This window comes from Bacillus kwashiorkori, from assembly GCF_001375515.1.
Lineage (GTDB): Bacteria > Bacillota > Bacilli > Bacillales > Caldibacillaceae > Bacillus_BK > Bacillus_BK kwashiorkori.
Genome location: NZ_CTDX01000015.1, coordinates 470,185 through 484,401, shown reverse-complemented (window position 1 = coordinate 484,401; position 14,217 = coordinate 470,185). Strand labels below are relative to the sequence as shown.

The window sequence follows — 14,217 nt, the reverse complement described above, 5'->3', positions numbered from 1 at the left end:
CCTTCTATCATGCAAGACGATTGTTCCGTTCTGTTTATGCTTTTTGTTCTACACCAACTGTTTCGTCCTCAATTCCTAATTCTTGCTTAATCCATTCATAACCTTCAGCTTCTAAACGTTTAGCAAGTTCAGGACCACCAGATTTCACAACACGTCCTTGCATCATTACATGAACGAAATCAGGAGTAATGTAATTTAGTAAGCGTTGATAGTGAGTAATTATCATGCATCCAAACTCACTGTTGCGCATGGAGTTAATTCCATTCGCTACGATTTTTAATGCATCAATATCAAGTCCTGAGTCAATTTCATCAAGAATTGCAATTTTTGGTTCTATCATTAATAATTGAAGAATTTCGTTCCGTTTCTTTTCTCCACCAGAGAAACCTTCGTTTAAATAGCGTTGTGCCATATCTAAATCCATTTCTAAAAGTTCCATTTTTTCATCCATTGTACGGATAAATTTCATTAATGGGATTTCATTTCCCTCACCGCGATGAGCATTAATGGAAGAACGTAAAAAATCTGAGTTAGTTACGCCACTAATTTCACTTGGATATTGCATCGCTAAAAATAGCCCCGCTCTTGCGCGTTCATCCACTTCCATTTCAAGGACATCTTGCCCATCTAATGTAATACTCCCTTTTGTTACTTCATACTTTGGATGACCCATAATTGCTGCGGAAAGTGTTGACTTACCTGTACCATTTGGGCCCATAATCGCATGAAATTCGCCACCTTTTATTTCAAGGTTTACTCCTTTTAAAATTTCCTTCCCATCAATTTCCACATGAAGATCTTTAATTACTAAAGTTGATCCTGCCATTTTGCTTACCTCCATTTATAACTTATTATATAGTTTTCATAATTTCATTCTCAATTTATTCTCATTACAATCTTATAACAAATGAAATTTATAAGCAACTTTTTGAAATCATTATGAAAAGGAGTGAATCTTATATACAGAGAGGTTTTATATTCCTATGCTGGAGTAGTTTTTTTTATTAAAATCATTAAGTAATAGTTTATAAAGGAAAAAACCAGTGTTTCTCTTTTAACACTGGTTTCAGATTTTCATAAGTTCGATAATTTAATTATAGTTCATTTCGAACTATATGTAAAAGCGTTTTTTCACTTTTTTAAATTTTTTCCTATCAATAACAGTCAGTAATTGAGAATGAAATAATCATTAGTGCTTCGTTTGATTAAAATCCTCTAATGCCTCTTGAATTCTAGTGACAGCTTGACTCATTGCAGCCCCGCCACCAAATGCAGCTGCAACACCTGCTACTTCAAAAATTTCTTGTTCACTACAACCTTGGTCAATACAACCTTTCGTATGATAAATCATACAATATTCATCTTGGTTATAAATGCTTATACCGAGAGCAATTAACTGTTTTTCTCTCTCGCTCAAAACTCCTGCTTTAAAACAACTTTCCGTAAAAGCATTGTAGTAGCTAGCAATTTCAGGCATTTTTTGCGTAAAGGTTCCTATTCCTTTTTTGTAATCTAGCAAAATGGCCTCCGTTGTGTTTTTTGGTTCCATAACATCCATTTCATATCACCATCCTTGTTTATATTCAAAGATAGTATGTAAATTCCATATAGAATTATTCCAGCAAAAAAATTGTTTTCTATATTCGTTTCCATTCTCCTTCCCCAGCAGTAATCATCGAGATGTATGATTACAATCTCAAACTAAAAAAACTCCATCTTTACTTCTGAAGACGAAGTAAAAGTAGAGTCTTTTCAACATAATATTTTCTCAATTGTACAGCCAATGCCGTAACTCTCATGCTTAAAATGAGGATAAACAGCTTATTTTGCTACTATTTTACAGTAACTGGTACAACAGCACCGTCCCATTCCTCTAAAATATAATCTTGTATTTCTTTAGAGTGAAGGACATCAATTAAAGATTTTATTTCTTTTTTATTTTCATTCCCTTTCTTAACAGCAATAACGTTCACATATGGAGATTGTGAGTCTTCAATTACAATACTATCTTCTAGCGGATTTAAACCAGCATCAAGGGCATAGTTGGAATTAATTACGACCGCATCTCCTTCGTTGTTTTTATATATTTGTGGTAACAACTCTGGTGCATAATCATATTTAAATTGAAGATTCTTTGGATTTTCCGCGATATCATCAATAGTTGCAGTTGTTTTATCAATGCCTTCATTTAATTTAATTAGACCGTTTGCCTCAAATAGAGTTAAAATTCTTCCGTGATCAGGTACAGAGCTACTCATTATAATCACTGCTCCATCAGGTAAATCTGCTAATGTTTGATATTTTTGTGAGTAAATCCCCATCGGCTCAATATGAATTCCACCGGCATTTACAAAATCATAGTTAAACTGTTTATTTTGTGCTTCTAAATATGGAATGTGTTGGAAAAAGTTTCCGTCTAAATCTCCTTTATTAAGTGCAGGATTAATCAATTCATACTTGGCAAATGTTTTTACTTCTAACTCAATCCCTTGTTCCTTTAACAATGGTTTTGCTTTTTCCAAGATCATGGCATGAGGCTTGTTCGTTGCTCCAATTACTAATTTGCCTTCCTTGTCGTTCCCACACGCTGCTAAAGCAATTACTGAAAATAAAATTAATGCAAATGTTAAAAGTTTTTTCATCTTAATATTCTCCCCTTATCTTTTGTCTATTTTTTTCGTTATAAAATCACCAGTAAACTGAATGATAAAAACAATGGATAATATTAATAACGTAGCAAAAAAAGTTACGTCATTTTTCCCTTGAGCAAAACCATCTAAATAAGCATAGTCTCCTAAACCACCTGCACCGATAACACCGGCAATTGCCGTATAACCAACTAAAGCAATAGCTGTTACTGTTATACCAGAAACGAGCGCTGGCATTGATTCTCGTATAAGGACTTTGAAAATAATCGTTGAAGTCTTTGCTCCCATTGCTTTTGCTGCTTCAATAACACCTTTATCGATTTCACGCAAACCAATTTCTACCATCCTCGCATAAAATGGTGCAGAACCAATAATCAGTGCCGGTATAGCTGCTTCTTTTCCAATCATAGAGCCGATGAGAAAACTCGTAAATGGAATAAGTAGAACAATAAGCAAAACAAATGGAATGGACCGGAATATATTGACAATGGATGAAACGAGAAAATTAACCGGTTTATTTTCCCATATATTGTCCTTCGATGTTAAAAATAAAATTAAACCGAGCAAAATTCCGAGGAAAAAGATGGCAATAATTGACATACCAGTCATGTATAGAGTTTCTCCGGTTTTTTCCAAAGCCTTTTCCCAGTCAACATTCGGAAAAATTGCATCAATCATGATTGATAACCTCCACTCCTACTTGCTCCTGTTTTAAAACATTTAATACTTTTGTAATACTGACTTCATCCCCATCTAAATGAATGTATAACGAGCCATAAGTCCCATTTTGTGTTTGCGAAATATTTCCTTGTAAAATATTTACTGTAACCGGATGTTCCTTCATTAACCTGGACACAATTGGCTGTTCTGCCGTTTCATTTATGAAAGATAATTTAACAATCTTGCCTGTTTTATATTTTTCTAATAAATGTTGGATAACATCTGTCGTATCTTCTTGTTCCGTAATTTTTTGTACGAAACGTTTCGTTATTTGTGCTCGTGGGTTTTTAAATACGTCTAACACAGGACCCATCTCTACAACTTTCCCTGTTTCCATCACTGCAACACGGTGACAGATTTTTTTTATGACATGCATTTCGTGGGTGATTAATACAATGGTTAACCCGAATTTCTTATTAATATTTACTAATAACTCTAATATTTGGTCTGTAGTTTGCGGATCAAGGGCGGATGTTGCTTCATCGCAAAGTAAAACTTTTGGATTATTAGCAAGTGCCCGTGCTATGCCAACCCTTTGCTTTTGTCCCCCACTTAATTGGGAAGGATAAGCATGTTCCCGACCTTCTAAGCCAACAAGTTTAATTAGTTCATTCACCCGTTGTTCTCTTTTCGCTTTTGGAACTCCGGCAACCTCTAGTGGAAAAGCAATGTTTTGCCGAACGGTTCTTGACCAAAGCAAATTAAAATGTTGAAAGATCATCCCAATTTCTTGGCGGGCACGTCGTAACTTCTCGCCTTGAATTTTAGATATTTCTTTCCCAGCGACAATAACAGATCCTTCCGATGGTACTTCTAGGCCATTTAATAATCGGATTAACGTACTTTTACCGGCTCCACTATAGCCGATTACGCCAAATATTTCCCCTTCTTTAATTTGCAAATTAACTTCGTCTACCGCTGTAATTTTACCGGCCTTTGTTTCGAAGTACTTTTTTACATTATTAATTGTAATCATTTAAACCATCCTCATTTTTTCAATTTCACCTTGGATTATTTACATTCCATTTACTCGTTCAAAGTTCTTCTATGGAAAAATCGTAACATCCACCGAAAGCTTTAACTTTATTCAACCGAGATTCTTTTAGTTGTTTTGTATTCTTCCCCCATTTATAGTAGGAAAGGTCTTCTGCAATATAAAGTTAAAACTTAGTTTGTGCAAAATTATTTATATACAACAAAGTAACTAAGAAATTAAACAAATAAAAACGCCTTTCTACACAACTGAGCAGAAAGGCGTACGACAATACATTATCGAATGTCCTTTCCCTCATCTTTCAAAGTGATTAACACTTTGTGTGAATTGGCACCATTTCAACATCAACGTTGACGGTTGCCGGGCTTCATAGGGCACTTCCCTCCACCTCTCTTGATAAGAGCAAGACTAATTAACTATTAAATTATTATAAATGTCATTGTAGCAGGGTAAAATTACTCTGTCAACTAAAAGATTTTTCACTTCAAAAGGAGGCTAGCCATCAACCTTTTTCGTGAGAATTTAAGTAAAAAGTTAAAGCGCTTTTCCCAAAGTTTGTTGTTTAATTAATGAAGAAGCCAAGGAGCAGTTAGTTTTTCGAGAAAATGATCCATATTCTCTTCTTCTTGGTAATAGGTAAGTCCGGTAAAAAAGACAGCAATGTTTTTCGGCTTACTTGTAACATTATACTCAGTGGTCAATTGAATTTTTTGCCCACTAGCAATATATCCTTTTTGTTTTTGATAATTTATCGGCCTAAATCTTTCTAATTTACTATCTGAATAAACATGTAGATTTTCCGCGGGATTAAATTTCACTTTGTAATTACTTTTATTTTCTATTGTATAGGTGACGAATAAAGTGTCTGATATCATTTTCCATTCTTGTAACGAAACCGTTACATCCCTCAATTGAACTTCTTCACCTAAACGATAAAAACCATTGCCATTATTAGTTGTTGGAATGATTCCCCCTTCTAATCGAACATAATTTAATATGTTTGATTCAGGAGTAGTTTTACGTTTCCATTTATTATATTGCCCTTCAGTTAATTTTATTGTCATGATTGGAGTTAATTCAAATTGCTGAAATGGCTGTTTTTTTGCAGGTAAATGCCATTGGATATACACGCTAGAAATATCCTGATCGATGAAAACATTCCATATCCCTCTTACTAAAGAATCATCAAAAGCAAAGTAAAATATTTTCGTTGCATGCTCAAGCATAGTTTTGTAAGTTTCATTTAAATCCCCATGTAAATCTGCAACTAGTTTTATTCCCACTTCTTTACTTTTTGCCCTTCCAACAGAACTCACAGAAATTCCGTCCGGTAATATCCTGTCTTTTAGCAAATGACTGTTTTTCTCCAATTCCGCATTTAGCCAAGTTTTCGGTAAATTTGTCTTCTCCCCCATTTGTTCATAAATAAATTCTCTAAGCTTTTTTTCTATTTGACTATGAGCATGCATTAAGTCATTATCCAATACACCGGAAAATTTTAAAAAGAAATAAACGACCAATACTAATACTGGCCATATCCAAATTTTCTTATTTTTTATTAAACCTACCATAATTCACCTACTTCGTAAGTAAGAAAACATATGCCACCTTTTCAACCAATAAGGAACGCTTTTTTACCCTGCAGGCTGACTTGATAAAGACCATAAACCTTCATGGGCACGTTTTTTAAGGTAAATAGAATAATCGACAAATGGGATATACAAAGTAACCTCTAGTGTCCCGGTTATTTCAATGGAACCTTGCATATCATTTGTATATTTTACATCCACAGTTAATTTTTCTGGATCAAACATTGTATCTCCAACCGTATTGGCAAATTTGTTTCGAACAGTGTTAGTGAGCTTATTTGGTAATAAGAGCCCACCCCAATCGTATATACTAAATTCATAGCCTAAGTTCTCGGTCATTTTATAAATTAACTTCTCTAAATCTCCAAGATTAACGACTCCATTAGATGTTCGATGAATCCAATCGTCTATTTTAGTAGTAGCTGCATCCGTCAGCGCTACAGCAGGATACGAGTATGCTGCTATATCTTCTACTGTATCGGATACTACTTTCGTTAACGCCATATCCGCAACAGCGATGCGAATAAAGTTAGCTAGCACCATAAAAAAAATTAAAAAGATTGGAATGATAAGTGCAGCTTCTAATGTCATACTGCCTGTTTCATTTTTCTTGAGAGATAACATGATACACCTCCACAAATCAAATGCACCAAGACGAGTTTATCCGAATTTTTCGAGCATGTGGATGTTTTTCCTCTACCCAGGCATGGTAACTGCTGAAGGACATATGCCAACACTATGTTAGTCACGCAGCTTGAGCTATAAGTCTTAAGATGCCTCGGTTTCATTCGGTTTCGTCTTGGCGTATTGCATTCATCCCTCAAAGACGATGTAGGAGACTTCTGCGAAAAAAAATGAACACGAAAGTATCCATCATAAATAGAAAATATTTTTATCCATAAAATATTTTATTTCACATCCGATTCATTAAATGCCCACGATGCTAAATTCATTACTCCCGCACCTTCACTATTCAGACCCTTGCCGAGAAATAAATAATATTGTTCCTTGCTTTTATATGTTTGGGAAATCATTGTTGCTTCACCTGTTTCTCCAGGTTGAAGAATTTTATCAAAATCATCATAACCGTATTTAGCAGAAACGTCTGATGAACCGCTTCCCTCTTTACTATCTGATATTTGTAAGACATCTGCAACATCAGCTAAGTGCAGTTCTTTATCACTTAAGTTTTTCACCGATACAACTGCTCGAAAATAAAAATCTAAATCTGGTGTTTCCCCGTTTAATTCATCTAATAACTCAACTGATTTTAACGTAATTTCATAATGGTTAACCATAGACATTATCTCTGCTTTTTCACCAATTTTTAAGTTCGTTTGATCTGGTGGAAAATCACCCTCATCATTTAACTCACTTTCATCCATGGAACCATCTTCAGAATCAACGCCATCATTCGTTTTATCTTCTTCATTTCCATCATCTTCATTTGAAGAATTTGTATTTTCCGTCACATCTGTTTCTTTCGGAGATTGTTTTGATTCTTGCTTTGCACTATTACATCCTGTAAGTAGGAACATGAAAATTATAGCTGCTGCGATTGAAATTAATTTCATTTCTGTCTTCATGATTGTTTCCCCCATCTTGTTCAATTGTCGTTAATATGAATAATGAAATTCCTCTTTAATATGATATCTTCCATCTATCACTTTACCGTTAAGTACATTCGTATTAGATAATAATTTCGCCACGCCTGGCAAAAACCATAAATCAACGGAAGTGGTGATTTCTCCTCTCGCCTTTGTTGCTACTTTCGTCAAATCACTTTTTCCGCTTCTTAAATCAATTAAGGCCATTGCCCGTTGCATTTGGCTCCCCCTTGGATGATAAAGTAGAATAAACCGTAAATAATCCTTGTAGTTTGTGTAAAATTCTGTATTATTAAAAAACTCAATACTCTTTCCAGCTGTTAATTTTCCCATATCATCGAGGGTGTGTGCTAGGGCATATGCTAATGCGGCAATGAGCATAAACTTGCCAGTTAATTTGGCGAATTTAAGTTCAGATGAAGTAAAGGCTTCAATAAAATTAATGGCAAAACGGATGACAAATATTTCTGTCAATGCAGCGCCAAAATTTAACGCAGTATTGTCCAACCCGTAAATAATAAACTCCACTTCATTATCAACTAAGAGAAATTGTTCTTCGATAGGCAAGTCAAATTTATGGCTCTTAAATCGTGTTAGCAAATATTCATTTACGTATAAACGATTCCTTCCACTTTCTAACAAATCACCTAGTTCCTTAAACAGCCCTTCAATAATTTCAAAAGCCCCTGCAGAAAAGTCATTCGGCTCATCCATCGGTGGTTTGTTTGGTTCTCCATCTGGAACTCCTTTATACACTTCCATTCTTTCAATTAAATAACGGTAATTTGTATAGTCATGAGCCCAACGTGCTGCTTGTTCAATTAATTTCAAAATATGTTTATTTCCATTTTCTAAATTTGTCTTTGCTTGTTTTTCCTTATCCTTCGTTTCTTTTTCATCTCCTAAAACAGGACGGTTTTCAAATTTATTAAGAGCATTATTTACAGCCTTCACCGCATTAGAGCTACTATTTTTTATATGGTTAATTTTATCGGCTAAACCTGACTTCGAGGCAGAACTTAAATTATTTGTTATTCCTTGCAATTCGTTTAAACGCTTTAATAAGGAGTTTTGTACGTTAAGATCAATTTTTTCAATGGTTGTTTTTATCAATTTTTCCAAATCAGTAAAAAAGGCAGGATCCATATGATAATCATCCAGTTTTTGATTGGCTCTTCTCATATTATCTTCTGCTTCACCAATTTTTGTATCTTTATTACTCCCTTTACCGTGCCTATTGTAATAATCTTTAGCTTTTGTGAAGTTTTTCCCAACTTGATCCCTTTGTGATTCTAATATCGTCTTTATTGCAATGTTCCTAGTCTCCGCTAATTGCAAATCTGTTAATCCGTCTTCTAACTGTTTTTTAGCACTCTCGGCATTAGCAATTAACGAGCTGACGAAATTTTTAACATTCGTTTCAAATGTTCTAGCATCTTCTATTGAATAAGGACTTTCATTCCCTTTTTCATCATCTTCTGATTTTTCCTTCTCTGCTTCTTCAATTATTTCCTTGTAAGTATCAAAATGTTTAACAATATCTCGCAAACTCGCAACTTTAGGAAAATGTGAACCTGTTTCTCCAATTTTACTATTAACTTTATTTAATTCCTTTTGTGCCTCATTCAAATGTTTCCCTGTATCTGTTAAGTTTTTATCACGCTCTTTCGCTTCCTTTTCTAAATTTTTCCCAACTTTAACTAGAACGCTAGCATCTTCCATCGCACTGCTTAATCCCATCAAGCCTTCAATAACTTCCAATGTTATTTCAAAGGGAGCACGATATTTCATGTCTTCCACTGCTTGATTTTCAAAAGTATATAAGTTAGCAAGCATTTTTTCTGGATCGGGCTCTATCTTAGATTCTTCTAACTTTAAGTCAACAAATTTATAGTAATCCCCTTCTCCATCTATTGGTATGAGGTTTTTTGTTACCGCATTTTGAAAATCTTCTAAAGTACTTTCCTTAAAATCTCGTCCTAACATCCCGTACTTATAATAGCTGTTATTCATCTTAGAAAAAGTTGTTCGCAATCCTGCTTGTATCGCCTGCTCCGTTTTCCTTTCAGCAACTAAAATTCTCGCAAAATCTATGAGGACAGCACTTAATAAAAAAACACAAATAGAAACAAGTACAAGATAAATAGATACCGCTCCGTTTTCATCAATAATAAACTTGTGAAAACACCTTTTTATAAATCTTTTCACGGCCTTGTTCCTCACAATCCTTTATATTTATCTTTATTTTTTCCCTTTATTACCCTTTTTATCAAAAATGGCTATCGCGGAATTTGCATCGTTTTTCATGTCCCTTCGCATTTCTATTAGTCTTAATGAAAAATATGCAGTAAAGTCTACTACTCTAATGAACTCTGTCGGTACATTAATTTGTTCAGTAACCCTCGCTTGCATCGTTTCCATCCCCATCATATTGGCTAAAAACTTGGGAGCATGGATTTTATCTTTTACCATTACATGTATTTTTGTACCTAATATATTATTTTCAAACTCTACTTCCACTTCTGAACCGAAATTTTTCCAACCATTGATTCGATTTATTTTCTTGTTAGTTAAAATATTATCTGGACCTAAAGATATTTGAAATTCATGTAATGCGCTATTTCCTGTTAAATACCAATAAAGTCCGTCTGGGTGTTCTGGATCAGATGTGTAGTACTCAAAGTCACCTGATTCAATATCCTTTTCACTATTACTCCATGTAAATGATATATGTTCAGCAATCATTGTTGCCATGTGGTGTGTTGTTACTTTTTGATACAACACGATCAAGAAAAAAATTAAACAAAACGACATAATTAAAATCATCGGAAATAAGATGGAAGCTTCGAGTGTAAATGCTCCTCGTTCATCTCTTTTAAATTTGGTTAATTTTCCGGGCTCCATTTGCAAAACCCCTTTTCAAATTCTTAATCACTTTTTTATTAAAGAACCAGATAATCTTTTTTAAACTCCCCCTTTAGCTACTGCAAAAAATTTGTACCAATTCCTACACAACAGCCCTTTTTAAAATTATATTGTTCAGCAGAGAACCTAGTCAATAAAATTACAGTATTATTTCGAAAATTAGTTCTATTTAACCATTTATTTAATTTACTAGTGCATTATGCTTATTTTTGTGATGAAATTCGACTAAATAATTTCCAAATAAAAAGGACTAAAAGGGATCCACATCCGCTTTTAGTCCTAAATTTTTGTTAAAAATTAGTATTTTAATGTATTTTCTTGTTCAATCATTCTTGTCCAACTAAATAAAACAATGATTCTAATAATAATATATGACGAAAGCTTCCTTCTACATTTACTTCTCCAAATCGAATTGCTTCTTGTAAACGTATATTGCCAATCAACAGTTTTTCCAAAATATTATCGTTACAATCAATTTTGCATTCCACATTTTCTATAAATTCCGATTGGAATTGTATCGTTTCTTTAGAGATTGAGAGGTATATAGTTTCTGTCATTGTCTTTATCATCACTTTTATTGGCGTGGAAGGTAATAGCGGTAAGACAGTGTATTTATTAGAAATAGCATTTTGCCATTGCTGAAATAGTCGCTCCATAATAAGCCACTCCGTCCTCTCCTAATAATAGCAAGTTATTAATATATTCCCCATTAGTTGAACAATATCCTCTATTTTTCTCTTATTCTATATATATTTTATTCATTCCTAGCCTTAAATCAGCATTGCTATCGCCAAAAAACTTTACGCGTTAGAAGACAAAGAATTCCTTTTGCCCTTATTCCTACTCTGTCTCTTTTTGTTACTATCACCAAGAGAACGGAATACAAAAAAGAAATATAAAGAACCAATCAAGTATAGGACGGCTGTGATAGTAAATACGGTGGCATAGCCCCAATAGGCACCTTGTGCTACAACGATAGTAGTGGAAATTGGTCCCATAAATGCCCAACCTAAACTGAATACCATTTGATTTACAGAGTTTGCTAACCCTTTCATGGAGTCATCTACTTTGGCCATCATTAAAGAACTTTGAATTGGATTTCCAGCGTTCATTAATGCTTGACGGAAAAGAAATCCGGTGCTGGCTAGCAGTAAATTTTGTGTATAGGCAGTTAATAATAAAAATGGTAAAGAAGCAAGTTGTAAATAAACTACCGCCCTCACTTCTCCAAACTTCCTTACAACTGCTGGACCGATAAACATGGCAATAGCTGTTGCAGCTTGTCCGAGCGAGATAATAATACCGATTAAAGCATTGGAAATTTGAAAACGGTCAGCAAAATAAAGGTTTAAATATGGAATAACTAGCCCACTTCCGAAGCCAATAATTAACTGTGCGATGGCAAATAAGCCAATTATTTTTAATCCTAGCTTATTATGAATGAAAAATTCACGCATTCCCATTTTGCTAGATTGCTTTACTGTTTTTCTTTTGGCCTCTTTCATTTTGACAATCGGTAAAAATGCTAAAAAATAAAAAACAGTACCAACAATTAATGTGAAACGAATACTAAATAGGTTATCGATAAAAATAGAAAAAACATCTATTAAGACTCCACCTAAAATACTGCCGATAACATTCGCCACGGTCATCATTGCTGAATTCATGCTGAACAAATGGATCCTTTGTGATAAAGAGGAATTTTCAGCTAGCCACGGAATAGCAGAAACTTGCAAAAATGCGGTAAAAATGCCGGTTGCAAAGCCAGCGATAAGTAATAAACTTTGAGGTTCAAAGATACTTCTTAAAAATAGAACGACACTGGAGGCGAGCACACCAAACATCATTACTTTTTTTCTGCCAAACCGATCACTCATCAATCCTGCTGGCACTAATATAATGGCTGTAGCTAAAGAAGTAAGTGAAATAACGAGTCCATTAACAGATTGATCATAGCCTAGTTCACGAATATAAAAATTGTATACAACGGTAAAAATACCTAAGCCGATTTGTGAAAAAACTGTCGCAATAATTGCTAATCGAATATTTTTATTATACGTTTTAAACTGTGTTGTCCATTCTTGGATGAAAGCCATTTATCCATTCCCCGCCTTTATTTATTTCGAATCCCTAAATATATTAGCGAGATTTTTCGAAAAAGTAAATAGCCTTTAGAAAAATTCATTTTATAATTTTTTCAATAATTTAAGCGTTGAAAAAGTAAATAGTTGTTTCTTAGCGGAGTTTTTCCAATAAATAAGGGACTGATTGAAAGGCATATATTTTTCCCTTTACTTTCCCTTCATTAAACAAGATTAGACACGGTACACTTTCAATTTCATACTCGGTTGCAATATTTGGTATGTAATTTAAGTCTGCTTTTCCAATAAGTAAATTTGGATTGATTTCCATAACTACTTGCAACATTTTACTAGCAATTTGGCACGTACCACATAATGGGGTATATAAATAAAACGCACCTTTCTTGCCACTATTTAAATTATAATCAAAATCGTTTTTCGTCCATGTATTCATTGTTTTCCATCCTTTTACTATTTTGTACAACAATCATACATGAATTTTTTCAAGAAAAAAATGAAAAAACACCTAAATCTGGTGTTCTTCTTAAGAAAATATTAAAAGTCAATAAATAACAAGGCTACATAAATTATTGCACTAACTAAAACGATACTTAACAATATTAAGCTAGACTTCTGATGCTTATGTTTCCCTTTTCCGATCATTTCCGGTTTAGCTGATTGCTTTTTTGCCGTTCCTGCTTTTATGTCGGAAATTAGTTGTTCCGGAATATCAGGCTTACCATTTTCTTCAAATGATAAAGATGAAATTTGCCCACTTATCATTTCCTCTTCTTTTCCTTCATGTTTTCTAATAATTATTGCCTCGTTTTTTTCTCTTTGTTCAGCTATTTCTAAGAAACATAATTTCACATCATTAATACTATTAGGCCGTTGTTCTGGATTTAATTGAACCATTTTATTTAAGCAATTGACAAATTCCTTTGGTAAATCTGGGCAAAAGTTTTCTATTGGCTTTTGCGCTATATATACATATTTTCCACCCGACAAAATATAATAAAGCATTGCTCCAAGAGAGAAAATATCAGTCCGCTGATCCGTTTGTTTTCGTTCGAACTGTTCAGGGGCAGCAAACCCCACTGTTCCAATTTTCACGGTATCATGCAGTTGTTCCTCTCTAAATTTACGAGCAATCCCAAAGTCTACAAGTTTTATTTGATTATTCTCGTTGACGATAATATTCCCCGGCTTCAAATCCCGATAGACAATGGGCTCAGGTTTCATATTATGAAGATATGCTAGGCAGTCACATATTTGAACTGAAAAATCTAACAGTTTCGCAAAGGATAAAGGCTCCTCCTTAATGAAGGAAAGCAATGTCCTCCCATCTAAAAATTCCTGTACTAAATAAAAAAGCTGTCCATCATTGGACGTAAAAAAATCAGCAATTTTTGGGATCGCAGGATAGTCTAGTTCACTTAATATTTTTGCTTCCTGAACTATTCGCTTAAAAAGGGGGTGACTCGTATGAGTAACTTTAACAGCCCATTGCAATGTTGGCTTTACTAAATCTCTTGCTAAATAAACCTTTGACATACCTCCTTGCGCATGAAAACGAATAATTTCATACCGAGATCGGAGGATTTCCTTTTCTTTTAATTCGATTATTTGTAATGCCATTTTTCTCCCCCCTTT

Annotated in this window: 14 protein-coding genes and 1 riboswitch; all 14 genes read right to left on the bottom strand. The window is 34.0% G+C overall.

Features of this window, described 5'->3' with window-relative positions; all coding sequences use genetic code 11:
* Positions 1–34: 34 nt before the first annotated feature.
* On the bottom strand, positions 35–826 hold the full coding sequence (gene sufC / locus BN1242_RS08985) for a Fe-S cluster assembly ATPase SufC (RefSeq protein WP_062354578.1): 792 nt from the start codon (positions 824–826) through the stop codon (positions 35–37).
* Positions 827–1,189: 363 nt separating this feature from the next.
* Positions 1,190–1,558 (bottom strand): carboxymuconolactone decarboxylase family protein, encoded by a 369-nt coding sequence (locus BN1242_RS08980; protein WP_062354573.1) that lies wholly within the window; start codon positions 1,556–1,558, stop codon positions 1,190–1,192.
* A gap of 274 nt (positions 1,559–1,832) precedes the next feature.
* Entirely contained in the window at positions 1,833–2,642 is an 810-nt protein-coding gene (locus BN1242_RS08975; protein WP_062354570.1) for a MetQ/NlpA family ABC transporter substrate-binding protein, read from the bottom strand.
* Positions 2,643–2,657: 15 nt separating this feature from the next.
* On the bottom strand, positions 2,658–3,326 hold the full coding sequence (locus BN1242_RS08970; protein ID WP_062354565.1) for a methionine ABC transporter permease: 669 nt from the start codon (positions 3,324–3,326) through the stop codon (positions 2,658–2,660).
* On the bottom strand, positions 3,319–4,344 hold the full coding sequence (locus tag BN1242_RS08965; RefSeq protein WP_062354562.1) for a methionine ABC transporter ATP-binding protein: 1,026 nt from the start codon (positions 4,342–4,344) through the stop codon (positions 3,319–3,321). The genes BN1242_RS08970 and BN1242_RS08965 overlap by 8 nt, the downstream gene beginning before the upstream one ends.
* Before the next feature lie 309 nt (positions 4,345–4,653).
* Positions 4,654–4,765, bottom strand: a riboswitch (SAM riboswitch).
* A 163-nt stretch (positions 4,766–4,928) separates the two neighbouring features.
* On the bottom strand, positions 4,929–5,933 hold the full coding sequence (locus BN1242_RS08960) for a hypothetical protein (protein ID WP_062354558.1): 1,005 nt from the start codon (positions 5,931–5,933) through the stop codon (positions 4,929–4,931).
* Between the two features lie 63 nt (positions 5,934–5,996).
* Positions 5,997–6,575: a TadE/TadG family type IV pilus assembly protein gene (locus BN1242_RS08955; protein ID WP_062354554.1), complete on the bottom strand. Its 579-nt coding sequence runs from the start codon at positions 6,573–6,575 to the stop codon at positions 5,997–5,999.
* A 284-nt stretch (positions 6,576–6,859) separates the two neighbouring features.
* Complete coding sequence (locus BN1242_RS08950; protein ID WP_062354550.1) at positions 6,860–7,537, bottom strand: hypothetical protein; 678 nt, start codon at positions 7,535–7,537, stop codon at positions 6,860–6,862.
* A gap of 30 nt (positions 7,538–7,567) precedes the next feature.
* Positions 7,568–9,766, bottom strand: coding sequence for a DUF5702 domain-containing protein (locus BN1242_RS08945; RefSeq protein WP_062354546.1), 2,199 nt, complete (start codon positions 9,764–9,766; stop codon positions 7,568–7,570).
* A 33-nt stretch (positions 9,767–9,799) separates the two neighbouring features.
* Complete coding sequence (locus BN1242_RS08940) at positions 9,800–10,462, bottom strand: TadE/TadG family type IV pilus assembly protein (RefSeq protein WP_062354543.1); 663 nt, start codon at positions 10,460–10,462, stop codon at positions 9,800–9,802.
* 347 nt (positions 10,463–10,809) lie between these two features.
* Positions 10,810–11,139 carry an SCP2 sterol-binding domain-containing protein gene (locus BN1242_RS08935; protein WP_062354542.1) on the bottom strand — a complete coding sequence of 110 codons (330 nt, stop codon included), beginning with the start codon at positions 11,137–11,139 and terminating at the stop codon, positions 10,810–10,812.
* 144 nt (positions 11,140–11,283) lie between these two features.
* Positions 11,284–12,579 carry an MFS transporter gene (locus tag BN1242_RS08930; protein WP_062354539.1) on the bottom strand — a complete coding sequence of 432 codons (1,296 nt, stop codon included), beginning with the start codon at positions 12,577–12,579 and terminating at the stop codon, positions 11,284–11,286.
* 139 nt (positions 12,580–12,718) lie between these two features.
* Positions 12,719–13,018, bottom strand: coding sequence for a thioredoxin family protein (locus tag BN1242_RS08925; RefSeq protein WP_062354536.1), 300 nt, complete (start codon positions 13,016–13,018; stop codon positions 12,719–12,721).
* A gap of 101 nt (positions 13,019–13,119) precedes the next feature.
* On the bottom strand, positions 13,120–14,202 hold the full coding sequence (locus tag BN1242_RS08920; RefSeq protein ID WP_062354533.1) for a serine/threonine protein kinase: 1,083 nt from the start codon (positions 14,200–14,202) through the stop codon (positions 13,120–13,122).
* Positions 14,203–14,217 lie beyond the last annotated feature (15 nt).